The sequence below is a fragment of the Microbacterium sp. A94 genome (assembly GCF_051842855.1).
GTDB lineage: Bacteria > Actinomycetota > Actinomycetes > Actinomycetales > Microbacteriaceae > Microbacterium.
Genome location: NZ_JBPXMU010000004.1, coordinates 311,773 through 335,378 on the forward strand (window position 1 = coordinate 311,773; position 23,606 = coordinate 335,378).

A 23,606-nucleotide genomic window follows, 5' to 3' on the forward strand; every position below is an offset into this window, starting at 1 on the left:
TCATGCCCAGGGAACGCGGGGAGAAGGTCATCGCGACCAATCGTCGCGCACGTCACGACTACAACATTGAAAAGTCGTACGAGGCGGGGTTGGTGCTCACCGGCACCGAAGTGAAGTCATTGCGGCAGGGGCGGGCGAACCTGTCCGACGGCTACGCCTTCATCAAGGGCAAGGAGATCTTCCTTGACTCCGTGCACATTCCGGAGTACTCGCAGGGGCACTGGACGAACCATTCGGCCAAGCGCATCCGCAAGTTGCTGATGCACCGCGAAGAGATCCAGAAGCTCGATCATGCCGTTTCGGCGGGCGGATACACGCTCGTTCCGATGAAGCTCTACTTCCTCGACGGCCGCGCCAAGGTCGAAATCGCTCTCGCTAAGGGCAAGCGCGAGTTCGACAAGCGTCAGACCTTGCGCGAACGTCAGGACACGCGCGAAGCCGAACGTGCCATGCGCCTGCGTAACCGCACCGGCGAGTAGAACGTCAGGCGTCGGATTCACTCCCTGAGCGGGGCGCCGGGATCGACGGGGTAAACCCGAAGGCCCGGCCCAGGAACGTCAGTTCCCGCTCCAGTGCATCCACGATTGTCTCGGCTCGGCGGAAGCTGTGCCCCTCACCGGGATACAGCACGTACTCGTGGTCGATTCCACCGGCGGCAAGCGCATCGCGAATCGCTTCGGACTGTGACGGCGGAACGACCCGGTCATCTGCACCCTGCAACAGCAGTACCGGCACGTCGATCCGTTCCGCGTGGGTGAGCGGCGAGCGGTCGATGTAGAGCTGCTCGGCGTCGGGAAGCCGGCCGACGAGTCCGTCGATGTAGTACTTCTCGAAGTCGGGCGAGTCCTGTGCCAGCATCCGCAGATCAGTGACGCCGTACCGGCTGATACCCGCGGCGAACACGCCACCGCGTACGAGGGCGGAGAGCACGGTCCAGCCGCCTGCTGAACTGCCGCGGATAGCGATTCGCTCCGGGTGTGCGCGTCCGGATTCGGCGAGGCCGCGCGCAGCGGCGAGCACATCGTCCACGTCGACGACGCCCCATTCGCCGTCGAGGCGTTCGCGGAAGGCGCGACCGTAGCCAGTGGATCCGCCGTAATTGACATCGAGCACGCCGATTCCACGACTGGTGTAATACGCGATCGCAGCGGACGCGGCACCGGTCACGTGCGCGGTGGGGCCGCCGTGCACGAACACGACATAGGGCGGCTTCTCATCAGCCGGGGCCGTGGCATCGGGGTTGGCCGGGGCGTAGTCGAACGCATGCACCGAGCCGTACGCGCCTGCAAAACGGACGGGCGTGGCCGGTGGCATCCATGCCGGATCTGCCGGGGTGCCGCCGCGAATGCTCGTCACGACGCCGGAATCCACATCGACGCACCACAGCCCAGCAGCGGCGGTCGCGCTACCGCCCGTGAGCAGCACGCGGCTGCCGGAGACATCGTCGACGCTGACGTGCCCGCTTGCCGGTGTGTCCAGCGTGTCGACCGTGCCGTCGGCTTGGATCACGACGACCTCATCAGAGCCATTGGTACGCACGGCAACGATCCGTCCGTCGGCAAGCGGACGATACCACCGGTTGCCGAGCACCCACAGCCCGTAGCCGGTGTCGGCATCGGATGCGGCAACGGGCTCGGGCTCTGCCGCATCGAGGCCGTCGATGCGGAGCCGGAACAGCGCCCATCGCCCGCTCGGATCATCGGCGTAGAGGAGTTCGGAATCGCTGACCCACTCCGGCTGCAGGGCTGCACGCGTGCGGACATCGGCGAACACGTCGTCGCCCACCGTCGCGATGCGTAGCAGGGCGCTCTGCCAGGGCATCTGCCGGCCGGACCACTCCACCCACGCGATCCGTGTGCGATCGGGGGAAAGCGCCGGGTGCGCGAAGAAAGCGGTGCCCTGTACGAACACATGGACCGCCGACGCCTCGGTGGCGGCAGAGCCGTCGGTGGGAATCTGAACGAGCGCCCGCAGATGCGGCTGCACGGTGAGGTCTTCGCGGACGGCGAGCAGGCGCCCCTGCTGCATTGACAATCCACCGTGACTGGGGCCCGCCGGCGTCAACGGCTGCGGGCGCTCGCCCCGGCGCATCCGATACACCCGCTGGTCCCGCGCGTCGACGAAGAACAGCGTGCCTTCGGCATCCGCCGTCCACGCTCCGCCGCCGTACTCGTGGACGCGAGAGCGAGCGCTCCAGGGTGCCGGCAGCAGCACCTCACCGCTCGAGCTTCGCACCGTGAAGCGGCCCCCCTCGTCGGGAACGGACTCGCCCCACCAGATCTCCTCGCCCACGAATCGCGCGCCGTCGATGCGCGGGGTGGCGGACGCGATGTCAGCGGCTCGAAAGGGCGATGGCCAAGTACCGTACGGCTGCATTCTTCGAGCCTAGGCGGTGCCGCCGGGCGCGCGGAGCTGAGGCTTCGACACATGGCGTCACACACAGTGCGCGTCCGGGTGCCGGTGCCATAAATTCGTGGAAACGGCCGGTTCACCCTGGCTGTGGAGCGACAGCCGAGCCCGGCACCCGCCCGCGAACGGTCCGGATCCACCGGCGTCATTCGTGGCTGTGCACTGCCCACTCTGTCATCCAGGAGCACCATGTTTTCTGAGTCCTCACCCGCCGCCGCGCGCGTGCCGTTCTCCTTCGAGCTCTACCCGCCACGCTCCTCCGCGAGTAACGATGCGCTGCGCGAGACGGTCCTGCGACTGGCTGAGAGCGGGCCGGCATTCCTGTCGGTCACCTATGGCGCGGGTGGCTCCACTGGCGGGCGCTCGCTTGAGGTTCTTCGCTTCATCCGGGAGAACACCGACGTCGAGCCTCTCGCGCACCTCACCTGCGTGGGCAACACGTACGCCGCAGCGGCCACGTTGATCCGCGAGTTCCTGGATGCCGGCATCCGCAGTTTCCTCGCGTTGCGCGGGGATCCACCGCACGATCAGCCGGAAGGGTTCCTCGGCGATCTGGAGAGCTCTGCGCAACTCGTGCAGCTCATAGATCGGGTCCAGGCAGAGCATGCCCCCTATGAGGAGACGCCTGTTCCGGGCATCCCGGGCGCCGCTCAAGTCGCTCCGCGCCGCAGGGTCGACATCGCCGTGGCAGCCTTCCCGAAGGGGCATCCGCGCTCAGCACACCGTACGCAGGACGTCGAAGCCCTGCTGGCGAAGCAGGCGGCCGGTGCCACCTTCGCGATCACCCAGCTGTTCTTCCATGCCGACGACTACTTGGCATTCGTCGAACGGGCGCGCACTGCAGGAATCACCATCCCGATTCTCCCCGGCATCATGCCGATCACGTCTCCCGCTCGGCTGAACCGGGTGCTCGAGCTCACCGGCGAGGACCTGCCGAGCGAGCTGTCCATCGCGCTGGAAGTGGAACCCACCGTCGAGGGGCGTCGCGAGATCGGCATCGAATGGGCAGCCCGGCTGACCCGCGAAGTCGTCGACGGCGGCGCACCGGGCGTCCATCTGTACGCCTTCAACCAGCACGAAACCGTGCTCACCGTCCTGGCAGAAGCAGGCGTGACTCCTGCTCTGCGTCGCTGAACCCATCCCCGAAAGGAAACATCATGACCGCACTCCCACAGGGGACGATCCTCGGTTATCCGCGCATCGGACCCCGACGCGAACTCAAGAAGGCTGTCGAGGCATTCTGGTCAGGCCGCAGCGATCTGAACACACTCGAGTCCACCGCAGCACAGTTGCGCGCTGCAACGCGGGAGCGACTGACAGCACGTGGATTGGGTCGCGCCGATTCCGCCATTCCGGAATCCTTCTCGTTCTACGACCAGGTGCTCGACGCCGCCGTCACCGTCGGTGCGATCCCCGCTCGTTTCGAGGGTCTGCGTGAAGCGGACGGATCGATCGGACTGCCGGCGTACTTCACGATCGCCCGCGGCGAGGGTGAGCGGGCGCCGCTGGAGATGACGAAGTGGTTCGACTCGAATTACCACTACCTGGTGCCGGAGATCGGCCCGGAGACGACGTTCTCGCTGTCCAGCGACCGGTTGGTTCAGCAGGTCGCCGAAGCCATCAGCGCAGGCTACGTCAGCCGTCCGGTGATCGTCGGTCCGGTCACGCTGCTGGCGTTGGCGAAGGCGTCGGATGCCGCGCCGGAGGGCTTTGACCCGCTGTCGCGCTTGGATGATCTCGTGCCGGTGTACGTCGACCTGCTCGCCCGCCTGCGTGCCGCCGGCGCGGAATGGGTGCAGCTGGATGAGCCGGCGCTGGTCAGCGAATCGCTGCCCGCTTCGGTGGAGCAGCTGGGGGATGCTGCCGCGCGTGCGCTGGCGGTCATCGGCGCCGCAGCTGATCGCCCGTCGATCCTCGTTGCGGCTCCCTACGCCGCGCTCGACGCGAATTTCGCCGTATTGGCCGCTGCACCGATCGAAGCGATCGGAATCGACCTGGTGCGCGGGGATATACCCGCAGCTGTCGATGGTCTCTCCGGCAAGGCGCTCGTCGGCGGCGTCATCGACGGCCATAACATCTGGCGCGGTGACCTCTCCGCCGCTTTCGACAAGCTCGAGGCTCTGGGGGCGCTCGGTGCTGGGCAGGTCATCGCATCCACGTCGACGTCGCTGCTGCACGTTCCGCACGATATCGCCGACGAATCGAAGCTCGATGACCGTCTGGTGAGCTGGCTCGCATTCGCCGACCAGAAGGTCGAGCAGGTGGTGACGCTGGCTCGCGGACTCTCCGAGGGGCGCGCCGCGATCCAGGACGCGTTGGATGCTGCATCCGCAGCCCTTGCCGACCGTGGAGATGCTCCGGGGGTACGAGACGGTGTGGTGCGCTCACGTGAACTCGCCGAAGGCGACTTCTCACGGGTGCCGTACGAACAGCGTGAGAGCGCGCAGGACGAAGCACTCGGCCTGCCGGCACTGCCGCTGACGACGATCGGCTCCTTCCCGCAGACCGGTGACATCCGACGTGCCCGTGCGCAGTACATTCGCGGCGAGCTTTCGCATGATGAGTACGAAGAGTTCCTACGCCGCGAGGTTGACACGGTCATCGAGCTGCAGGAGAACCTGGGGTTGGATGTGCTGGTGCATGGAGAACCAGAACGCAACGACATGGTGCAGTATTTCGCGGAGAACCTCGACGGCTTCGCAGTGACCGAGCACGGCTGGGTCCAGTCGTATGGCTCGCGCGCCACCCGGCCATCGATCCTCTGGGGCGATGTGTCGCGTCCTGCCCCGATCACCGTGGGATGGTCAAGCTACGCGCAGTCGAAGACGGCGAAGCACCTCAAGGGGATGCTCACCGGCCCGGTGACGATTCTCGCGTGGTCGTTTGTTCGCGACGACCAGCCGCTGCAGGCGACCGCCAACCAGGTCGCATTGGCTCTCCGTGATGAGATCAGCGACCTGGAACACGCCGGAATCCGGATCATCCAGGTCGATGAGCCCGCGCTGCGGGAACTGCTGCCGCTGAAGAAGCATGACCAGGCGGCGTACCTGGAATGGTCGGTGGCATCGTTCCGTTTGGCGACCGGTGGGGCGGCGCCAGCGACACAGGTGCACACGCACCTGTGTTACTCGGAGTTCGGCGTGGTGATCGATGCGATTCGTGCACTGGATGCTGATGTCACCTCGATCGAGGCGGCCCGCAGCCGGATGGATGTGGTGACAGACATCGCCGAGGTGGGATTCACCCACGGCATCGGGCCGGGTGTGTACGACATCCACTCACCCCGTGTTCCCACCACCGACGAGATTGAATCGTTGCTGCGTCGGGCCGTCGATGAGATCCCGACGCGTCAACTGTGGGTCAACCCCGACTGTGGATTGAAGACTCGTGGCTACGAGGAGACGACCCAGTCGCTGCAAAACATCGTCGAGGCGACGCGCCGCGTGCGCGCCGAGGTAGCGGTGACCGCCTGACGCCGGATAGTCCGCGCTCTCTGGAGTCTTGCTGCACCGAGAACGCAGAGACCGCCCTTCCCCAGGCCGGGGAAGGGCGGTCTCTGCGTTGTGGATCAGATGAGCGGCTCAGACCGCGCGCAGCACCGCCACGACCTTGCCGAGCACGACGGCGTCGTCGCCGAGGATGGGCTCGAAGGAGGAGTTACGAGGGAGCAGCCAGGTGTGGCCATCGCGCTGGCGGAACGTCTTGACGGTCGCTTCGCCGTCGAGCATTGCGGCCACGATCTCACCGTTCTCCGCGGTGTTCTGCGTGCGGATGACAACCCAGTCGCCGTCGCAGATGGCGGCGTCGATCATCGACTCGCCGGAAACTTTGAGCATGAACAGGTCGCCCTTGCCTACGAGCTGACGGGGGAGCGGGAAGATCTCCTCCACCTGCTGGTCGGCGGTGATCGGCACGCCGGCGGCGATCTGGCCGACCAGAGGAACCATCGCGGCATCACCGACGGGCGTGCTCGTATCTGCGGGGCTCTCGCTGCTGGTACCCGGCAGATCGATCAGCACCTCCATCGCGCGCGTCTTACCGGGGTCGCGGCGTAGGTAGCCGCTGAGCTCGAGCTGGCCCAGCTGATGCGTGACGCTCGAGAGTGACTTGAGGTTCACGGCATCGCCGATCTCTCGCATGCTCGGCGGGTAGCCGTGCTTTGCGATCGAGGTCTGAATGACCTCGAGGATCGCCAGCTGCTTCGGGCTGAGATTCTTGCGCCGACGTGTGCGCGGTGCCCCCGGGTCAGGGGCTGAGTTATCGCTCATGAGTGGCTCCTTTGTGCGCGCTGTCGGTGCTCGTCTTCGAATGTCTGAGGTCCGTGATGGTGTGTCTCTATCGAAACCGTATCCGAGAAACGGTCACATTCGGAAGATCCGTTCGAGCGTGTCGGTGAAATTCACGGTGAGGTTTCGAATAAGTCTTGACAGATGTTCGAATTCGAAGATACATTCGGTACGTAGCTTCGCATTCGCCGCTCCCGGCCGAGTGGTGAATGCGAACGCTACGCCAAAGAGGCAGAGGAGAAACTCATGAGCACCATCAGCATTACCGCCCCCGCAGTCCGCCCCGTCCGCGCCACGACGCGCCTGCGGCTGACGACGCGCGGGCGCCGCGTGCTGCTTGCTCTTGCTGCCCTGCCGCTGGCCGCCGGGATCGGATTCGCCGCGCTCAGCGGAGGATCAGCGCTCGCATCCGGAGAAGCCGCCGAGCCCGTGCAGTTCGAGAGTGTGACAGTGCTGCCCGGTGACACTCTCTGGTCGATCGCGGAGTCAATCGCACCGGGTGCCGATCCGCGTACGGTGATCGATGACATCCAGCAGCTGAACCTGCTGGGCGGCGGATCGCTGCAGTCGGGTCAGAGCCTGGCCATCCCCGCGCAGTACACCAACTGAACCCAGCATTAGCATGGGAGGGTGACTGCTTCTCTTGACGACTTACCTCTTCGTGACGATCTTCGCGGGCTGACACCCTACGGCGCACCTCAGGCTCCGCTTCCGGTTGCGTTGAACGTCAATGAGAATACTCATCCCGTTCCCGACGAGGTGGCCAGCGACATCCTCGATGACATCGCTGTCGCATTGCGCGACGTGAACCGGTACCCCGATCGCGAGTTCACGACGCTGCGTGAGGGTTTCGCCGAGTATCTCGGTCACGGACTCGACGCCACGCAGATCTGGGCTGGTAACGGCTCCAATGAGGTGCTGCAGCACATCATGCAGGCCTTCGCAGGTCCTGGACGCACCGTGTTCGGGTTCGCACCGACGTACTCGATGTATCCGCTGCTCGCGCAGGGCACCGGGGCACGCTGGGTCACGGGCACCCGCGAACCCGACTACACGTTGACGGCAGAAGATGCCGCAGCGCAGGTCCGCGAGGCAGACGCCGACGTCGTGCTGCTGTGCCGCCCCAACAACCCGACGGGAACTCCTCTCGGTCTTGACGTGATCGAAGCGGTCTACGAGTCTGCCCGTGGCGTGGTCATCGTCGATGAGGCCTACTGGGAGTTCGCGCCTCGCGAAGCGCAGTCTGCCCTCACTCTTTTGCCTGGGCGTCCCCGCTTGGCGGTATCGCGCACGATGAGCAAAGCGTTCGCATTCGCCGGGGCTCGGGTGGGCTACCTGGCAGCGGACCCTGCCTTTATCGATGCACTGCGGTTGGTACGCCTGCCCTATCACCTCAGTGCTCTGACACAGGCGGCTGCCGTGGCAGCGTTGCGCAACGCGTCTACCATGCTGGGCATGGTCGACGAGATCGTTGAACAGCGTGACCGCATCACAGCGACTCTAGAAGCTCTCGGTTACACACCGCATGAATCGTGGTCGAACTTCGTCTTGTTTGGGGGAGTGGCCGACCCGCAGGCGACGTTCCAGGCGCTGTATGAACGGGGCATCCTCGTGCGTGATGTCGGCATCCCGAACCACTTGCGCGTCACCGCCGGCACCGAGACCGAGACCACGGCGTTCCTCGACGCTCTGGCCTCGATAGAATCAGCGTTATGACCGCTTCCCGTATCGCGAGCCGTGGCCGCAGCACTTCCGAATCGACCGTCGAGATTGAACTGAACCTCGACGGGTCGGGCCAGAGCCAGATCGACACCTCTGTGCCATTCTTCGATCACATGCTCACCGCATTCGCGAAGCACTCGCTGACTGATCTGACGGTGCGCGCGACCGGTGACACGAACATCGATGCACACCACACGGTGGAGGACATCTCGATCGTCCTCGGCCAGGCGATTCGCGAGGCTCTGGGCGACAAAGCGGGCATCTCCCGCTATGGCGATGCGCTCGTTCCCCTGGACGAGGCGCTCGTCCAGGCCGTCGTCGACATCAGCGGCCGTCCGTACCTGGTGCACTCCGGAGAGCCAGTCGGTTTCGAGCACCACTTGATCGGCGGTCACTTCACGGGGTCACTCGTCAGACACGTCTTCGAAGCGATCACCTACAACGCGGCACTCACCGTGCACGTTCGTGTGCTGGGCGGCCGCGACCCGCACCACATCGCTGAAGCGGAGTTCAAGGCATTCGCTCGCGCGTTCCGTCAGGCGAAGGCGCATGATCCGCTGGTGTCGGGTATTCCGTCGACAAAGGGCGCACTGTGACGCGCAGACCCACTGTTGCGGTCTACGACTACGAGTCAGGAAACGTCCACTCCGCGGTCAAAGCGTTGATCGCGGCTGGAGCCGATGCGACTCTCACAGGTGATCGCACCGAAGCCCTCGCGGCGGATGGTCTGTTCGTGCCCGGGGTGGGCGCGTTCGCAGCGGTGCGTGAGGCTCTCGTTGCCCAGGGCGGAGACGAGATCATTGACCGCCGCCTCGCCGGCGGGCGTCCCGTGCTCGGTGTGTGCGTGGGCATGCAGGTGATGTTCTCGCACGGTGTCGAGCGGGGCCAGTACGTCGACGGTCTCGGCGAATGGCCGGGAACGGTGACTGAGCTTGAGGCGCCGGTGCTGCCGCACATGGGCTGGAACACGGTGACACCCGACGCCGGCAGCGTGCTCTTCGACGGCATTGCCGACGAACGGTTCTATTTCGTTCACTCGTATGCTGCGCAGCAGTGGGAACTCGACGTCATCCCGCCGTTTCCCGGGCCGAAGCTGACCTGGACCACATACGGCAAGCCGTTTTTGGCAGCCGTGGAGAACGGGCCGCTTTCTGCGACACAGTTCCATCCGGAGAAGTCCGGCGATGCCGGCATCCGTCTGCTGACGAACTGGGTCAACAACCTCTGATCAGGGCGCTGGCGTCAGAGCCCGCGCGCAACTGCTGCTGCAGCTGACAGCCAGGCGCGCTGAGTGCGCTTGGCCAGGGAACCGTAGTGCAGGTGCCCGTCGACCATCTCGTGATCGAAGGGGATGCTGACGACTTCGCGGGCGAGTTCCTGGTAGCCATTGACGATGTGATCGACGTCCGCGGCCGTCGCCTTCGGGTCTGCCTGCGACACGACGACGATCGACTGCTCGGCGAGGCGTGCGGAACGCTCGTCGCGATCTTCGAGGGCTTCCAGGAGCAGCGCGCCGGCTTCGGCGTGGTCATCGCGCGTCGTGGTCGCCACGACGATCTGATCGGCCTGGTCGATCATGCGCAGCCACATCGGGTCGGATTCGTCGTTACCGGAATCGATGATGATCAGTCGGTAGAACTTCGCGGCAACCGCGTGAATGGCGTCGACGTCCTGCGGATGCAGACGGTTCTCATGCGCGAGCCGGATCGGCTTCGACCGAAGCACATCGTACTTCTCACGCGGCTGATGGTGAACGAAATGCGCCAAGTCTGCCGACTGTGCTCCAGTGCCGAGCAGACGCTCGGTCTCCGGCAGCATCTCCAGCAGGGTGCGGTCGTGGGCGCCTGCCTCGGTGCGCCAGCCCAGCGTGCCTCGCGTCTGGTTGTTGTCCCAGGCGAGAACGCCCGCACCGCCGTAGCGAGCGAAGACCGCGGACAGCAGAATCGTCGTCGGGGTTTTTCCTGCGCCGCCCTTGCCGTTGACAACGGCGATCGTGCGGGGGCCTGGCCAGTGGCGGCTGACGGCCGTCTCATCATCGCGCTCGGATTGCTCGGTGGCGTTGGGGGAGACCTTGAACCCCAGCTTGTTCAGTGCTCCGCGTGCACCGTGGCGCGCCGGCTCTTCTGGTCGGTCGGTCTGCAGGAAGGACTGCCGCTCGCGGGCTTCGCGTCGTTCGCGCCGTGACGGTGGCATGGCATCCGAAACCGAAGAATCGGCCGGACCGGCTCCGAGGGTCTCCGCGTCGGCTGGCTCGGGCAACGAGCTGCTCCTGCGGTACTGCGGGATGCTGGATGCCTCGCCCCGTGGCTGCGTCGGAGCGGGAGGGAGGGGCGACTCCGCAAGCGGGACGGAGCTGATGACGGCATAATCGTCGCCGCCCACTCGAATCGGAAGTTCGCCGGCAGGCTTTGCTGCTTCAGTATCACCAGACATCGCCTGAGAGCCTACCGCTCCGGCCTGCACTACGCCTGCATAAATCCACGTCATCTGCGCGTCACCGAGCGTCTCGCATTTGAAGCGTGCTCGGGCGCGGGGTAGCCTCAGTTCTCGTGCCCGTCTACGGCGCTCTTCACCCCACCCGAGGATGACATGAACGACTTCGCGTCCACACCTAAACTCACCCTTCTTCCGGCGGTCGATGTCGCCGACGGCAAGGCGGTCCGTCTGACACAGGGCGAGGCCGGCACCGAGACCAGCTACGGCGATCCGCTCGATGCGGCCGGCGAATGGGTCGATCAGGGTGCTGAGTGGATCCACCTGGTCGATCTGGACGCCGCATTCGGCCGTGGCAACAACACCGCGATCCTCCGCCGGGTCATCAAGCAGTTCCGCGGCGTGAACATCGAACTTTCCGGCGGCATCCGTGATGATGCGAGCATCGAGGCAGCCCTGGAAAGCGGAGCCAGTCGCATCAACCTCGGCACCGCGGCACTGGAGAATCCGGAGTGGTCCGCTGACGTCATCGCTCGTTACGGCGAGGCCGTCGCCGTCGGGCTGGATGTGCGCGGCACGACGCTGGCGGCGCGCGGCTGGACGAAGGAGGGTGGTGACCTCTGGGAGGTGCTCGAGCGCCTCGAGGACGCCGGCTGCAGCCGTTACGTCGTCACCGATGTCACCAAGGACGGTACTTTGCGCGGCCCGAACCTCGAATTGCTGCGTGAGGTGACTTCGCGTACGCCGAAGCCGGTCATCGCATCCGGTGGCGTTGCCAACCTCGATGACATCGCGGCGCTGCGCGAACTTGTGCACCTCGGTGTTGAAGGTGCGATCGTCGGCAAGGCGCTCTACGCCGGTGCGTTCACACTGGCTGAGGCTCTGGATGTCGCAGGAGACTGACGACGCCTGCGGCCACGGTGCCGAGACGCCGGGTGATTCGGCGGGTGTTCCCTGGGAGGGGCGCAGCTTCGAGTCCAACCCGCACGCCGGCGATGACGGTTCTGCCGACCCTGCGCTGCTCGCGGCGCTGCTGCGTTTCCGTGCAGGGGAGGGCAGTCAGGTCGAGGTGGTCGACGCCTTTCGCTCGGCGCGGGTGCTGATCCCGCTCATCGCTGAGAAGGGCGAGGAGGGCGTTGGGCCGCACGGGCTCGCCGTCGACAAGACGCAGGAGCTCTCGATCGTCACGGTTGCCGCGCCCGACGGGCGCACGGTGCAGCCGGTGTTCTCCTCGGTCACTGCGATGCAGAAATGGGATACCTCGGCCCGGCCGATCCCCGTTGAGGCTGTGCGCGCAGCGCTGGCGGCATCCTCGGAGGATACCGATCTCATCGTTGTGGACCCGACTTCCGAAACCGAGTTCATCCTCCGTCGCCCGGCGGTTTGGGCGATTGCGCAGGGGCTGGCGTGGGAGCCGAGCTTCCATTCGCCCGAGGTCTTCGCTGCACTTCAGGAGAGCGTCGCGCATGAGCTTGCTGTGATCGACGTGTCGGTGGCATCCGGTGATCCGGACGCGCGCCTAGAGGGCCCCGAACTGGTGGTCATTCTCGAACTCATGGACGGCCTGGAGCGCGACACTCTCGACGCCGTGCTGGCGCGGTTGGCTCAGCGCTGGGCCGGCGATGACCGCATCGCGGTGCTCGCGGACTCGCTGTCTGTGAAGCTCACACGCAGCGCGTAGCGCGCCGCGAGAAATGCTTTCCCGCATGAAACAGGGCGTAGGAGCACCTTTCTCATGCGGGAAAGTATTTCTCGACGTCGGTTAGCTCGCGGCTCAGTTGACCGGGCCGGTGTACTTTTCGCCGGGACCCTTGCCGATCGGGTCGGGGATGACGGATGCTTCGCGGAACGCGAGCTGCAGCGAACGCAGTCCATCGCGCAGGGAGCGCGCGTGCATGTCGCTGATCTCGGGAGCTCCAGCGGTGATCAGGCCGGCTAGGGCATTGATCAGCTTTCGCGCCTCATCGAGATCCATCTCGGTGCCCGGGTCGTCGGCGAGGCCCACCTTCACAGCCGCTGCGCTCATGAGATGTACGGCCGCGGTGGTGATCACCTCGACCGCGGGGACATCCGCAATGTCTCGCGTAGCTGATGCAGCAGCCTCTTCTTGTTGCTGCCAGCGCTCGTGGCGCTCATCGTGGCCGTCGCCCTGAACCGGAATCGTCACTTTGCCTTGCCTTCTGTTAGACTTTGTCGGGCTTCAGAGCAGTACGCTCTGAAACGAAAGAGGATTCACTTCCCACCCGCGCTTGCCGTTCCAGGCTACCGGGTCTTGCACTCCACCGGCTCACGTCGGTAGACCGGACACTGTCCGGAGTTCAGGGTGCGAAGCCGGTGTCTGAATACCGGTGGGTGGGGAACGATTCCGATTTCGCCCGTGATGCAGTCAGCGTCATGGTGGCCAGATCCCATCGTTTAAGGAGTTCCGCATCAGCGATCCCCGTACCAATGAGCGCATCCGCGTCCCCGAGGTCCGCCTCGTCGGTCCCGCGGGTGAGCAGATCGGCGTCGTCCGCATCGAGGCAGCGTTGCGCCTTGCGCAGGAAGCCGATCTTGACCTCGTCGAGGTCGCACCCAACTCGAAGCCGCCTGTGGTCAAGATCATGGACTACGGCAAATTCAAGTACGAGGCTGCCCAGAAGGCGAAGGAAGCTCGCCGTAACCAGGCGAACACGATCCTCAAGGAAGTCCGCTTCCGGTTGAAGATCGAAGCACACGACTACACGACGAAGCTCAAGCGCGCTGAGGGCTTCTTGAAGGCTGGCGACAAGGTCAAGGCCATGATCCTGTTCCGCGGACGCGAGCAGTCTCGCCCCGAGCAGGGCGTTCGTCTGCTGCGCAAGTTCGCTGAGGACGTCGCCGAACTCGGCATTGTCGAGTCGAACCCGACGATCGACGGACGCAACATGGTCATGGTCGTCGCCCCGCTGAAGAACAAGTCTGATGCGAAGGCCGAGCAGAACGCTGTCCGCGTTGCGACCAAGCAGGCCGCGCGCAGTTCACACGAAGCGGATGCCCCGGCTGAGAAGCCCGCGGAATAATTCCGCCCACGCACTCCCGCACCGCGGGTTGAAACCGTCGCCTGAAAAGGCGCCACACGAAGGAAGAGAAGATGCCGAAGCAGAAGACCCACTCGGGTGCTAAGAAGCGCTTCAAGATCACCGGAAGCGGCAAGCTGAAGAAGCAGCAGGCCGGCATGCGTCACAACCTCGAGCACAAGTCGAGCCGCCGCACCCGCCGCCTCAACCAGGACCAGGTGCTGTCGAAGGCTGACACCAAGGTCGCGAACAAGCTTCTCGGTCGCGGCTAAGCGCGACGCAAGCACGAATAGGAACACAGGAAAATGGCAAGAGTCAAGCGGGCGGTAAACGCCCACAAGAAGCGTCGGGTCATCCTCGAGCGCGCCAAGGGTTACCGCGGTCAGCGTTCGCGCCTCTACCGCAAGGCCAAAGAGCAGGTCATCCACTCGCTCGTCTACTCGTACCGTGACCGTCGCAAGCGCAAGGGTGATTTCCGTCGCTTGTGGATCCAGCGCATCAACGCTGCTGCACGCCAGAACGGCATGACGTACAACCGTTTCATCCAGGGCCTCGGCATCGCCGGAGTCCAGGTTGACCGTCGTATGCTCGCTGAGCTCGCGGTCAACGAGCCGGCGACTTTCGCTTCGCTCGTCGAGACGGCTAAGAAGGCTCTGCCTTCGGACGTCAACGCTCCGAAGTCGGCTGCGTAAGCATCTTTCGGATAACGGGCGCTTCCCCTCGGGGAGGCGCCCGTTTCTGTGTTCTGGGGGACATTCGCCGGGACGGTCGTCAGCTGCGATCGGCACTCCGGCGCCGCATCGCCCTCGAGATCGCAACATCCACGATCATGGCGCTGATGATGGCGAACGCGTAGACGAGAAGGTCGCGCTGATCGAAACCGGCACCCAGGACGAGAACAGCCGGGGGAAACGCGGCCGCGGCCCGCGCGGGGATATCGGTGAGCTGCAGGAACTCGATCCCGGTGCAGAAGATGATCGCCAGCGCCGCAGGAAGAGAGCGGGCACTGCGCGGGATGAGGAAGACGAACAGCAGGTAGATCAGAACGCCGTACAGCGCGTCTCCGGCGATGTCACCGGGGATGCCACTGCCGAGCTCGTGCACGATGAGCCCGACCGCGACGGTCAGCACGGCGACGGTGCCCACGATGAGGCGACGGGGAGTCGAGGAACGAGGATCGGGCGCAGGCACGCGGGAACTCTAATCCGGCAAACTGCGTGATCGCCGGGATGGCGACGGGGGCACAGATGCGCGCGAGCGAGGTCGATGTCCCTAGACTGGGAGCGTGCTCGAGAATCCCCGGTCCCCCCGTGTCCGAGCCGTAGCGAAGCTGACCAAGCGCAGCGCGCGTACGGAGACGGGTCTGTTCCTCCTCGAGGGGCCGCAAGCGGTTCGCGAGGCACTGGCTTACCATCCTGAGGCGATCGTCGAACTCTTCGCCACACCGTCCGGGTGGGAGAGACATCCGGATCTGCGTGCAGCGTCGGCCGAGAATAGCGTTCAGGTTCAATACGTCGCCGAAGAAGTTCTCAATGCGATTGCCGACACAGTCACCCCGCAGGGCGTGGTCGCCGTCGCTCGGCAGACGCCAGCGTCGGTGCGAGACATCTTCGAAGGATCTCCGCGCCTGATCGCGATCTGTCACGAGATTCGGGATCCGGGCAACCTCGGCACCATTATCCGGGCGGCGGATGCCTCGGGCGCGGATGCCGTGGTGCTCACCGGACGTACGGTCGATCTGTACAACCCCAAGGTCGTCCGTTCGACGACGGGCTCGCTGTTCCATCTGCCAATTTCGGTCGGGGGCGAACTCGAAGACGCGATCACGCGGGCACGCGCGGCCGGACTCTCCGTGCTGGCCGCGGACGTAAAGGGCGACGATCTGTTGCAGGCGCGCGCTGAGGGTGTGCTTGCCCAGCCGACGGCGTGGCTGTTCGGCAATGAGGCGCGCGGGCTGGATGAGGATGCTCTCGAGCTTGCCGATCACGTGCTCAAACTGCCGATCTTCGGACGGGCTGAATCGCTCAACCTCGCAACGGCAGCGAGCGTCTGCCTGTACGAAAGCGCGTTCACGCAGCGGGCGGCTGACGGGGTTTGAGCGCTCGAGCCGCTGCCGCCGCATGTTTCTGGTCGGTTACAACTCGATAACCCGACGAGCTTAGTGCTGGCTCCGGGGTCCGTGTACTCCTAGTGTGGGGTCATGACCGAGACTGGTGCACCCCTTGTCGTGGTGGAGAACGTTCAAAAGCATTACGGCGAGTTCCAGGCGCTGACCGATATCGACCTCACCGTCCACAAGGGCGAAGTCGTTGTGGTGATCGGGCCCTCAGGCTCCGGAAAGTCGACGCTGTGCCGCACGATCAATCGTCTGGAGACGATCACGAGCGGCACCATCAAAATCGATGGCAAGGTGCTTCCTGCTGAGGGCAAGGCTTTGGCTACCCTTCGTGCGGATGTCGGCATGGTGTTCCAATCGTTCAATCTTTTCGCGCACCTCACGATCCTCGAGAACGTGACGCTCGGGCCGATCAAGGTTCGTGGGCTCAAGAAAGCGGATGCTGACAAAGAAGCGATGCAGCTTCTTGAGCGCGTCGGTGTCGCACAGCAGGCCTCGAAGCTTCCCGCGCAGCTCTCCGGCGGTCAGCAGCAGCGCGTTGCGATTGCACGCGCCTTGGCGATGCATCCGAAGGTCATGCTGTTCGATGAGCCGACCAGCGCACTCGACCCCGAGATGATCAACGAGGTCCTCGACGTGATGATTCAGCTCGCCAAAGAAGGCATGACCATGATCGTTGTCACCCACGAGATGGGTTTCGCGCGCAAGGCCGCCGACCGTGTCGTGTTCATGGCGGACGGGCACATCGTCGAAGAAGACACTCCGGAGGAGTTCTTCACGAACCCGAAGAGCGACCGCGCCAAGGACTTCCTCTCGAAGCTCCTCACTCACTGACTTACTTCATACACAGCAAACGAAGGAGACGCTCATGCGACGTACACGGACACTGGCAGGAATCGGGATCGCGGCGGTCACGCTGCTCGCCCTGACCGCCTGCAACAGCGGAAGCCCGAGCACACCCGCCGGTGGCGGCGATGGTGGCGACGGTGGTAGCGGCGACGCGCTGTTCGAGGTCGCCCAGGACGTTACTCTCGAAGGCAGCCCGACATTCGACGCGATGGTCGAGAACGGGGGACCGGTGATCGGCGTCAAGGAGGACCAGCCCAACCTCGGTTACCTCGACGCCACCACCAACGAGCGCAGCGGTTTCGACATTGAGATCGCTCGCTGGATCGCGGCATCGCTCGGTTTCGAAGAGAGCGACATCGAATACAAGCCGATCGCCTCTGCCAACCGCGAGCAGGCGCTCGTCAACGGCGACATCGACTACTACGTCGGCACCTATTCGATCACCGACTCCCGCAAGGAGCAGATCGACTTCGCCGGTCCCTACTTCATCACAGGGCAGGGTTTCCTGGTCTCAGCCGACAGTGAGATGACCGAGGTGAACGACGTCTCCGACTTCAACGGAATGATGGTCTGTTCGGCGACGGGGTCCACGCCGATCTCGAACATCAAGGAGAACTTCCCCGAGATTAAGACGCAGGAGTACGACATCTACTCCCAGTGCGTCGAGGACCTGCTCGCAGGCAAGGTCGACGCGGTCACCACGGACGCGGCGATCCTCATCGGCTACGCGGCGCAGAACCCCGATGAGCTGACGGTGCTCGATGGCCTGTTCACCGAAGAGCGCTACGGCGTCGGCATCCCGAAGGGCGACACCGCTCTGCTGGATCACATCAACACGCTGTTCACCGACGGTGGCGACACCTGGCAGGCGATCTTCGACGCGACCCTCGGTCAGTCGGGCATCTCTGTCGAGCAGCCGGCCGTCGACTGACGATCGCCTGATGCGGGGCGGTCCCACAGGCCGCCCCGCACCTGATATTTAAGAAGGAGGGCGCGTGGACGCCATCTTCGGCAACCTCGACTTGTGGCGCGAGGGTATAGCGAACACGCTGTTGGTGTTCTTCTTCGGCGGGATCATCGCGCTGGTGCTGGGCACCATCGTCGGCGCGATGCGCGTCTCGCCTGTGCCGGTCGCGCGTGCCGTCGGGACGGCGTACGTCACGTTAGTGCGCAACACCCCACTCACGCTCGTCTTCTTCTTCTTCGTTTTCGGTTACAGCGCGCTTGCGCTGCCCACGCTGTCCAATACCGTGCTCGGCATTCTGGCGATCGGCACGTACACGGCGACCTACGTCGCCGAAACCCTGCGCGCAGGCATCAACACTGTGCCGGTCGGGCAGGCCGAGGCTGCTCGCGCGATCGGGTTGCCGTTCGGTCAGGTCATGACTCAGGTTGTTCTTCCCCAGGCTTTCCGGTCGGTCGTGCCTCCGATGATGAGCGTGTTCATCGCTCTGCTGAAGAACACCACCGTCGCCGCTGGGTTCTCGATCGCAGTGCTGCCGCAGCTGCAGGCGACGATCTCCAACTCGCACACGCGTCCGGGTACCCCGATGGAAGTTTTGCTCTGGGTCGCCGCCATCTTCGTCGCTCTGGTCATGCTGTTGACCTGGTTGCAACGAACTCTTGAGAATCGCTGGAGGATCGTCCGATGACTTCCGTTCTCTTCGACGTCCCCGGCCCCCGCGCCCGTCGTCGAAACATGATCCTCGCGATCGCGACGGTCGGCCTCGTCGTCGCGGTCATCGCGTTCCTCATCTGGCGCCTTTCGCTGACCAATCAGTTCAGTGCCACGAAATGGAGCGTGTTCACCTACACCGCTGTGTGGGTCTCGATCGGCGAGATGCTGCTGAACACGCTTCGCGCGTTCGCACTCGCTGCCGTGTTGAGCCTCGCGCTCGGATTCGTGCTGGCGATCGGGCGCATGTCCGATCACTCCTGGGTGCGCGTGCCGGTCACGGTGATCACGGAAGCATTCCGTGCGGTGCCCGTGCTCGTCATGATGATGATTCTTTACTACGGTCTGCCCACGCTCGGTGTGAAGGTGGATCCGTACTGGGCGGTCGTGGTCGCGCTCATGGTTTACAACGGCTCAGTGCTCGCCGAGGCACTGCGTGCCGGCATCGAATCTCTGCCCCGTGGGCAGAAAGAAGCCGGTTTCTCGATCGGACTGCGCAAGAGCGGTGTGATGACGCTGATCCTGCTGCCGCAGGCAGTGCGCGCCATGCTGCCCGTGATCGTGGCGCAGCTGGTTGTGACGATGAAGGACACCGCCCTGGGGTTCATCATCACCTACCAAGAACTGCTGTATTACGCGAAGCTCCTCAGCTCTCAGCCGGGGCGTCCCATTCTGCAGGCGGCCCTCGTCATCGGTGGCATCTACATCGTGATGTGTCTGATCCTGTCGGGCATTGCGAAGTGGGCAGAGATCAAAACGCGCCACTCGCCGAAGCTCAAGGCGCTCGCGGCCGACAACGCAGCGGTTATGCACGAGGGCACTGATACCGAGCTCATCGCAGCGCAGAAGCCGGCGACGGACTTCGATCAAGGTGGATCCGGGCTCGGCGGCACCCGCTAGTTCGGCCATCGGATCCCATGCACGCCAGTAGACTCATGTCTTGTGTCTGACGCTCCTGAAATCACGCCCGAGGCGGTGGAAACCGCCGTGGCAGCCGCACTCGCTGCCATCGGCGCCGCTGCCAGTACCGCAGAGCTGAAAGCAGCTCGTTCCGCGCACGTCGCCGAGGGATCGCCGCTGGCGGTTTTGAACGCTTCGATGCGTCAGGTCGCACCCGAGCACAAGGCCGCTTTTGGCAAACTCGTGGGACAGGGCCGCGGTCAGGTCACGAAGGCGCTCGCGGCTCGTGAAGCAGAACTCGCCGAGCTGGAGACGGCTGCCCGCCTCGAGTCAGAGCGCGTGGACATCACTGCTGTTTCGTCACGCACGCGCGTCGGCGCGCGGCATCCGCTCATGCAGTTGCAGGATGACATCTCCGACATCTTCGTCAGCATGGGCTGGGAGGTCGCGGAAGGACCAGAGCTCGAGCACGAGTGGTTCAATTTCGACGCGCTCAACTTCGACGTCGATCACCCCGCACGCCAGATGCAGGACACCTTCTTCGTCGATCCGGTCGATCGTCATCTCGTCATGCGCACGCACACGAGCCCCGTGCAGGTGCGCTCGATGCTCGACCGTGAGGTGCCGATCTATGTGCTGTGCCCCGGTCGGGTTTACCGCACCGACGAGTTCGACGCCACGCACCTGCCGGTGTTCACGCAGGTCGAGGGACTGGTCGTAGACAAGGGCATCACGATGGCCCACCTCAAAGGCACGCTCGATCACCTCGCCAAGCAGCTGTTCGGCGAGGAGGCGAAGACCCGTCTGCGTACGAACTTCTTCCCGTTCACCGAACCCTCGGCCGAGTTCGATCTGTGGCACCCGACGTTCACGGGCGGTGCCCGCTGGATCGAGTGGGGTGGTTGCGGCATGGTCAACCCCAATGTGTTGCGCGCAGCGGGAATCGACCCAGACGTTTACAGCGGCTTCGCATTCGGCATCGGCGTCGAGCGTGCGCTGATGTTCCGCAGCGACGTACAAGATATGCGCGACATGGCCGAGGGCGATGTCCGTTTCAGCGAACAGTTCGGGATGGTGGTGTGATGCGCGTCCCGCTTTCGTGGTTGCGTGAGTACGTGGATGTGGCACCGGATGCCACTCCTGAGGATGTTCTCGAGACTCTGGTGTCGGTGGGCTTCGAAGAGGAGGAGATCCACGGTTTCGAGATCTCCGGCCCCGTCGTCGTGGGGCAGGTGCTCTCCTTCGAAGAAGAGCCGCAGTCCAACGGCAAGACGATCCGCTGGTGCCAGGTGGACGTCGGCCTCGATAACGGAGGTATCCGCGGCATCGTCTGTGGTGCGAGCAACTTCGCCGTCGGCGACAAGATCGTCGCGACGTTGCCCGGCTCTGTGTTGCCCGGCCCATTCCCGATCGCGGCGCGCAAGACCTACGGTCACGTTTCTGACGGCATGATCGCTTCGGCCCGCGAGCTGGGGCTCGGGGATGAGCACGACGGCATCCTCGTCTTGGCCTCGCTGGATATCGACGCTCCTGTCGGCACGGACGCGATCGAGCTTCTCGGCCTGGACGACGTCGCCGTCGAGATCAACGTCACCCCTGACCGCGGCTACGCATTCTCCATCCGCGGCGTTGCTCGCGAATACTCGCATGCAACCGGCACGGACTTCCGCGATCCGGCTGAGCACGAATGGGCCGACGTCGAGCCCGGCACCGGCTTCCCGCTTGCGGTCGATGCCCAGCCGCTGCGCGAGAACCCTGCGGTGCAGGAGTTCGTCGTGCGCATCGTGCGCGATGTCGATCCGTCTCGTCCCACGCCGCCGTGGATGATCGCGCGGCTGTCGCTCGCCGGCATCCGCTCGCTCGGTGTGCTGATCGACATCACCAACTACGTGATGCTCGAGCTCGGCAACCCGATCCACGGCTACGACCTCGACAAGCTCTCCGGCGGTATCACTGTGCGTCGCGCGCAGCATGGCGAGACGATGAAGACGCTGGACGGTCAGGAACGCACCCTCCACGTCGAAGACCTGCTCATCACAGACGACTCGGGCCCGATCGGCCTCGCCGGCGTCATGGGCGGCGGCACGACGGAGATGGGCGCTGAAACGCGCAACGTACTCGTTGAAGCGGCGATCTTCGATCCCATCTCGATCGCGCGCAGCGCCCGTCGTCACAAGCTTCCCAGCGAAGCATCCAAGCGCTTCGAACGCGGTGTCGACCCGCTGGTGCCCTTCGTGGCCGCTCGCCGGGTCGCCGACCTTATGGTCTCCCTCACCGGTGGACGAATCGATGAGGTCGGTGGGGCACTGTTCTCTGACGTCTCCATCGATGGCATCGATCTTCCCGCCGAGTTCGTCCCCGACCTCATCGGTGTCGACTACACCGATGAGGAGATCGTCGGCGCACTCGAGACGATCGGTGCAGAGGTCACTGAGACCGCTGAGGGCTGGCAGGTCATCCCGCCGAGCTGGCGACCCGATCTCACCGACAAGTGGACGCTGGCCGAAGAGGTTGCGCGTATCCATGGCCTCGACCGCATTCCATCGGTGCTGCCGACGCCGCCGTCCGGTCGAGGACTCACCGTGCTCCAGCAGGGCCGTCGTCGTGTCGCGAACGCGCTAGCGGCGGCGGGTCTCGTCGAGACGCCGGCCTTCCCATTCACGACCGAGCAGCAGAATCACCTGCACGGGTCGGCGTCGGGGGAGCACCTGCCCAGCATCCGAATGGCGAACCCGCTGGATGGACAGTCGCCGTTCCTGCGCCGTTCGTTGGTGCCTGGTCTGCTTCAGATTGCGCACCGCAACATCGCGCGCGGTCTGACCGATCTCGCGATCTTCGAGACCGGCCTGGTGTTCCTTCCCGAAGCCGGCGTCGTCTACGGCACCGATGAGGTGCCGCCGTTGGGCGTACGACCCTCGGATGAGACACTGGCCGCGCTGAACGCCTCCATCCCGCCGCAGCACCGTCACGTGGCAGCACTCTTCACCGGCAACGTGTCCGCACGCCAGCCGGGTCGCGATGCCGAGCCGGCTGGCCTGTCGGATGCTCTGGATGCTGTCCGCGTGATCGCTGTTGCTGCCGGAGTGGAGATCGACGTCGCGCAGGGTGAGCGTGCGGCGTTGCATCCCGGGCGCACGGGCGTGCTCAGCGTCGGTGACACCGAGGTGGGCTACGTCGGTGAGCTGCACCCGAATGTTTCAGCTGACGCGGATCTTCCCGGCCGCGCCGTCGTGCTCGAGCTCGATCTCGACCGCATTCTGTCGCTCGCGGGTTCGCGCGTTGTCGCCGAGTCGCTGTCGACGTATCCTGCGGCAACGCAGGACGTATCGCTCGTCGTCCCGGCAACGGTGACCGCGGGCGAACTGCGTGCAGCTCTCGTGGAAGGTGCGGGTGAACTGCTCGAATCGTTGCGTCTGGTCGACGACTACCGCGGTCCGGGCGTCGATGACGGGCAGAAGAGCCTGACATTCGCGCTGCGCTTCCGCGCCGACCGTACGCTGACCGCCGCCGAAGCAACCGAAGCGAAGCTCGCCGGAGTCGCTGTGGCGACCGAGCGGTTCGGCGCGACTCTGCGCGAGTGACTCTCGTTTTGGAGTGACTCTCGGGTTGAGATGATGAGCGCCGGTGTTCCGTGAGGGATGCCGGCGCTCCTGTCTGGTCGAGGTTCCGCAAGCGGATAGTCGCGCCTGATGACCGAGGTAAAGTGCCAAGATGAGGAATCGCACGAGCTCGATACTCGTCGTCGTGGTTCTGGCTCTCACGATGACCGGGTGCAGTGGGACTTCGAACAACACTGACGCCTGTCGGGACCTGCTGAACATCCAGGGTGAACTTGACCTGCTCGTGGGCGAATCGCCTGAGGCATCAGCTCAGCTTGATCAGCTCGCAGATGACGCCAGAAGCATTGACGCCGAGGGAGACGTCAAGATCGCTGCGACGTCGCTGGGCAACGCGGTGGCGGACTGGTCTGACGCGCTGGCAGTTGCGGCCGATGGCAGTACGACTGACAACCCGGTGAGTTCCGCTGACGCTGTCGCTTATGTCGACGCGGGCGTCGACGTGAGGAACGCGTGCGGCCAATACCTCCCATGAAGCGTCGCACAGCGTCTAGAGGCGAAAGGCCACGCCGGATACGCCCGCTCCGCCTCGGTGTGACTCTGCTGGTCGGCGCCCCCGTC

The 23,606-nt window shown here is 64.7% G+C and carries 25 protein-coding genes; 20 read left to right on the top strand and 5 right to left on the bottom strand.

Translation table 11 applies throughout. The features are described 5' to 3' along the window. Nucleotides 1-2 precede the first annotated feature (2 nt). A complete protein-coding gene (gene smpB, locus ACSU1L_RS12760; RefSeq protein ID WP_438255172.1) occupies nucleotides 3-479 on the top strand; it encodes an SsrA-binding protein SmpB in 477 nt (158 codons plus the stop codon). A 4-nt stretch (nucleotides 480-483) separates the two neighbouring features. Here smpB and ACSU1L_RS12765 read toward each other — a convergent pair whose 3' ends face one another. After that, nucleotides 484-2,376 (bottom strand): prolyl oligopeptidase family serine peptidase, encoded by a 1,893-nt coding sequence (locus ACSU1L_RS12765; RefSeq protein ID WP_439256046.1) that lies wholly within the window; start codon nucleotides 2,374-2,376, stop codon nucleotides 484-486. A 222-nt stretch (nucleotides 2,377-2,598) separates the two neighbouring features. On the opposite strand from ACSU1L_RS12765, the gene ACSU1L_RS12770 reads away from it, so the two are divergent. Together ACSU1L_RS12770 and metE are read left to right on the top strand one after the other, a co-directional pair. Continuing rightward, nucleotides 2,599-3,543 carry a methylenetetrahydrofolate reductase gene (locus ACSU1L_RS12770; protein ID WP_439256047.1) on the top strand — a complete coding sequence of 315 codons (945 nt, stop codon included), beginning with the start codon at nucleotides 2,599-2,601 and terminating at the stop codon, nucleotides 3,541-3,543. Nucleotides 3,544-3,566: 23 nt separating this feature from the next. After that, nucleotides 3,567-5,882 carry a 5-methyltetrahydropteroyltriglutamate--homocysteine S-methyltransferase gene (metE, locus tag ACSU1L_RS12775; protein WP_439256049.1) on the top strand — a complete coding sequence of 772 codons (2,316 nt, stop codon included), beginning with the start codon at nucleotides 3,567-3,569 and terminating at the stop codon, nucleotides 5,880-5,882. Between the two features lie 108 nt (nucleotides 5,883-5,990). Here the strand turns inward: metE and lexA are convergent, their stop codons facing one another. Next, nucleotides 5,991-6,677: a transcriptional repressor LexA gene (gene lexA / locus ACSU1L_RS12780; protein ID WP_438255178.1), complete on the bottom strand. Its 687-nt coding sequence runs from the start codon at nucleotides 6,675-6,677 to the stop codon at nucleotides 5,991-5,993. A 264-nt stretch (nucleotides 6,678-6,941) separates the two neighbouring features. On the opposite strand from lexA, the gene ACSU1L_RS12785 reads away from it, so the two are divergent. The 4 genes from ACSU1L_RS12785 to hisH are packed head-to-tail and all read left to right on the top strand — an operon-like array spanning nucleotide 6,942 to nucleotide 9,645. Then, nucleotides 6,942-7,304: a LysM peptidoglycan-binding domain-containing protein gene (locus ACSU1L_RS12785; protein WP_438255179.1), complete on the top strand. Its 363-nt coding sequence runs from the start codon at nucleotides 6,942-6,944 to the stop codon at nucleotides 7,302-7,304. A gap of 21 nt (nucleotides 7,305-7,325) precedes the next feature. Continuing rightward, nucleotides 7,326-8,411: a histidinol-phosphate transaminase gene (locus ACSU1L_RS12790; protein ID WP_438255180.1), complete on the top strand. Its 1,086-nt coding sequence runs from the start codon at nucleotides 7,326-7,328 to the stop codon at nucleotides 8,409-8,411. Next, complete coding sequence (hisB, locus tag ACSU1L_RS12795) at nucleotides 8,408-9,013, top strand: imidazoleglycerol-phosphate dehydratase HisB (RefSeq protein WP_438255181.1); 606 nt, start codon at nucleotides 8,408-8,410, stop codon at nucleotides 9,011-9,013. Before ACSU1L_RS12790 ends, hisB begins: the two co-directional genes overlap by 4 nt. Next, a complete protein-coding gene (gene hisH / locus ACSU1L_RS12800) occupies nucleotides 9,010-9,645 on the top strand; it encodes an imidazole glycerol phosphate synthase subunit HisH (protein WP_438255182.1) in 636 nt (211 codons plus the stop codon). The genes hisB and hisH overlap by 4 nt, the downstream gene beginning before the upstream one ends. Nucleotides 9,646-9,659: 14 nt before the next feature. On the opposite strand, the gene ACSU1L_RS12805 is transcribed toward hisH, so the two are convergent. After that, entirely contained in the window at nucleotides 9,660-10,850 is a 1,191-nt protein-coding gene (locus ACSU1L_RS12805; protein WP_439256051.1) for an AAA family ATPase, read from the bottom strand. Nucleotides 10,851-11,006: 156 nt separating this feature from the next. On the opposite strand from ACSU1L_RS12805, the gene priA reads away from it, so the two are divergent. Then, on the top strand, nucleotides 11,007-11,753 hold the full coding sequence (priA, locus tag ACSU1L_RS12810; protein ID WP_438255185.1) for a bifunctional 1-(5-phosphoribosyl)-5-((5-phosphoribosylamino)methylideneamino)imidazole-4-carboxamide isomerase/phosphoribosylanthranilate isomerase PriA: 747 nt from the start codon (nucleotides 11,007-11,009) through the stop codon (nucleotides 11,751-11,753). After that, entirely contained in the window at nucleotides 11,737-12,531 is a 795-nt protein-coding gene (locus ACSU1L_RS12815) for an SseB family protein (RefSeq protein ID WP_439256053.1), read from the top strand. The genes priA and ACSU1L_RS12815 overlap by 17 nt, the downstream gene beginning before the upstream one ends. A gap of 93 nt (nucleotides 12,532-12,624) precedes the next feature. On the opposite strand, the gene ACSU1L_RS12820 is transcribed toward ACSU1L_RS12815, so the two are convergent. Further along, nucleotides 12,625-13,011 (bottom strand): DUF1844 domain-containing protein, encoded by a 387-nt coding sequence (locus ACSU1L_RS12820; protein WP_438255240.1) that lies wholly within the window; start codon nucleotides 13,009-13,011, stop codon nucleotides 12,625-12,627. Nucleotides 13,012-13,255: 244 nt separating this feature from the next. Between ACSU1L_RS12820 and infC the strand changes: the two genes are divergently transcribed. From infC to rplT, 3 genes are all read left to right on the top strand, one after another. Beyond that, nucleotides 13,256-13,891, top strand: coding sequence for a translation initiation factor IF-3 (infC, locus tag ACSU1L_RS12825; protein ID WP_438255242.1), 636 nt, complete (start codon nucleotides 13,256-13,258; stop codon nucleotides 13,889-13,891). Nucleotides 13,892-13,962: 71 nt separating this feature from the next. Then, the gene (rpmI, locus tag ACSU1L_RS12830; RefSeq protein WP_087133207.1) at nucleotides 13,963-14,160 is read left to right on the top strand and encodes a 50S ribosomal protein L35; all 198 of its coding nucleotides are present in this window, start codon (nucleotides 13,963-13,965) and stop codon (nucleotides 14,158-14,160) included. Between the two features lie 33 nt (nucleotides 14,161-14,193). Further along, complete coding sequence (gene rplT / locus ACSU1L_RS12835) at nucleotides 14,194-14,580, top strand: 50S ribosomal protein L20 (RefSeq protein ID WP_438255188.1); 387 nt, start codon at nucleotides 14,194-14,196, stop codon at nucleotides 14,578-14,580. A 79-nt stretch (nucleotides 14,581-14,659) separates the two neighbouring features. Here rplT and ACSU1L_RS12840 read toward each other — a convergent pair whose 3' ends face one another. After that, complete coding sequence (locus tag ACSU1L_RS12840) at nucleotides 14,660-15,079, bottom strand: DUF2809 domain-containing protein (protein ID WP_439256056.1); 420 nt, start codon at nucleotides 15,077-15,079, stop codon at nucleotides 14,660-14,662. A gap of 94 nt (nucleotides 15,080-15,173) precedes the next feature. Between ACSU1L_RS12840 and ACSU1L_RS12845 the strand changes: the two genes are divergently transcribed. The 8 genes from ACSU1L_RS12845 (at nucleotide 15,174) to ACSU1L_RS12880 (ending at nucleotide 23,520) form a co-directional block, all read left to right on the top strand. Continuing rightward, nucleotides 15,174-15,986 carry a TrmH family RNA methyltransferase gene (locus tag ACSU1L_RS12845; RefSeq protein WP_438255190.1) on the top strand — a complete coding sequence of 271 codons (813 nt, stop codon included), beginning with the start codon at nucleotides 15,174-15,176 and terminating at the stop codon, nucleotides 15,984-15,986. Between the two features lie 102 nt (nucleotides 15,987-16,088). Continuing rightward, entirely contained in the window at nucleotides 16,089-16,838 is a 750-nt protein-coding gene (locus ACSU1L_RS12850; RefSeq protein ID WP_438255191.1) for an amino acid ABC transporter ATP-binding protein, read from the top strand. A 34-nt stretch (nucleotides 16,839-16,872) separates the two neighbouring features. Then, the gene (locus tag ACSU1L_RS12855; protein ID WP_438255192.1) at nucleotides 16,873-17,784 is read left to right on the top strand and encodes a glutamate ABC transporter substrate-binding protein; all 912 of its coding nucleotides are present in this window, start codon (nucleotides 16,873-16,875) and stop codon (nucleotides 17,782-17,784) included. Nucleotides 17,785-17,848: 64 nt separating this feature from the next. Beyond that, nucleotides 17,849-18,505: an amino acid ABC transporter permease gene (locus ACSU1L_RS12860; protein WP_438255193.1), complete on the top strand. Its 657-nt coding sequence runs from the start codon at nucleotides 17,849-17,851 to the stop codon at nucleotides 18,503-18,505. Continuing rightward, nucleotides 18,502-19,428: an amino acid ABC transporter permease gene (locus ACSU1L_RS12865; protein ID WP_438255194.1), complete on the top strand. Its 927-nt coding sequence runs from the start codon at nucleotides 18,502-18,504 to the stop codon at nucleotides 19,426-19,428. The genes ACSU1L_RS12860 and ACSU1L_RS12865 overlap by 4 nt, the downstream gene beginning before the upstream one ends. Nucleotides 19,429-19,470: 42 nt before the next feature. After that, nucleotides 19,471-20,511 (top strand): phenylalanine--tRNA ligase subunit alpha, encoded by a 1,041-nt coding sequence (gene pheS / locus ACSU1L_RS12870; protein ID WP_438255195.1) that lies wholly within the window; start codon nucleotides 19,471-19,473, stop codon nucleotides 20,509-20,511. Then, a complete protein-coding gene (gene pheT, locus ACSU1L_RS12875) occupies nucleotides 20,511-23,009 on the top strand; it encodes a phenylalanine--tRNA ligase subunit beta (RefSeq protein WP_439256058.1) in 2,499 nt (832 codons plus the stop codon). The genes pheS and pheT overlap by 1 nt, the downstream gene beginning before the upstream one ends. 130 nt (nucleotides 23,010-23,139) lie before the next feature. Continuing rightward, nucleotides 23,140-23,520 (top strand): hypothetical protein, encoded by a 381-nt coding sequence (locus ACSU1L_RS12880; RefSeq protein ID WP_439256059.1) that lies wholly within the window; start codon nucleotides 23,140-23,142, stop codon nucleotides 23,518-23,520. Nucleotides 23,521-23,606 lie beyond the last annotated feature (86 nt).

Bases quoted from the DNA above. Each gene is read 5' to 3' on its own strand.
- metE (WP_439256049.1), top strand. From the start codon at position 3,567: ATGACCGCACTCCCACAGGGGACGATCCTCGGTTATCCGCGCATCGGA.
- ACSU1L_RS12785 (WP_438255179.1), top strand. From the start codon at position 6,942: ATGAGCACCATCAGCATTACCGCCCCCGCAGTCCGCCCCGTCCGCGCC.
- ACSU1L_RS12770 (WP_439256047.1), top strand. From the start codon at position 2,599: ATGTTTTCTGAGTCCTCACCCGCCGCCGCGCGCGTGCCGTTCTCCTTC.
- pheT (WP_439256058.1), top strand. From the start codon at position 20,511: ATGCGCGTCCCGCTTTCGTGGTTGCGTGAGTACGTGGATGTGGCACCG.
- smpB (WP_438255172.1), top strand. From the start codon at position 3: ATGCCCAGGGAACGCGGGGAGAAGGTCATCGCGACCAATCGTCGCGCA.
- ACSU1L_RS12865 (WP_438255194.1), top strand. From the start codon at position 18,502: ATGACTTCCGTTCTCTTCGACGTCCCCGGCCCCCGCGCCCGTCGTCGA.
- ACSU1L_RS12880 (WP_439256059.1), top strand. From the start codon at position 23,140: ATGAGGAATCGCACGAGCTCGATACTCGTCGTCGTGGTTCTGGCTCTC.
- ACSU1L_RS12765 (WP_439256046.1), bottom strand. From the start codon at position 2,376: ATGCAGCCGTACGGTACTTGGCCATCGCCCTTTCGAGCCGCTGACATC.
- ACSU1L_RS12815 (WP_439256053.1), top strand. From the start codon at position 11,737: ATGTCGCAGGAGACTGACGACGCCTGCGGCCACGGTGCCGAGACGCCG.
- priA (WP_438255185.1), top strand. From the start codon at position 11,007: ATGAACGACTTCGCGTCCACACCTAAACTCACCCTTCTTCCGGCGGTC.
- ACSU1L_RS12805 (WP_439256051.1), bottom strand. From the start codon at position 10,850: ATGTCTGGTGATACTGAAGCAGCAAAGCCTGCCGGCGAACTTCCGATT.
- rplT (WP_438255188.1), top strand. From the start codon at position 14,194: ATGGCAAGAGTCAAGCGGGCGGTAAACGCCCACAAGAAGCGTCGGGTC.
- ACSU1L_RS12855 (WP_438255192.1), top strand. From the start codon at position 16,873: ATGCGACGTACACGGACACTGGCAGGAATCGGGATCGCGGCGGTCACG.
- ACSU1L_RS12850 (WP_438255191.1), top strand. From the start codon at position 16,089: ATGACCGAGACTGGTGCACCCCTTGTCGTGGTGGAGAACGTTCAAAAG.
- hisB (WP_438255181.1), top strand. From the start codon at position 8,408: ATGACCGCTTCCCGTATCGCGAGCCGTGGCCGCAGCACTTCCGAATCG.
- lexA (WP_438255178.1), bottom strand. From the start codon at position 6,677: ATGAGCGATAACTCAGCCCCTGACCCGGGGGCACCGCGCACACGTCGG.
- rpmI (WP_087133207.1), top strand. From the start codon at position 13,963: ATGCCGAAGCAGAAGACCCACTCGGGTGCTAAGAAGCGCTTCAAGATC.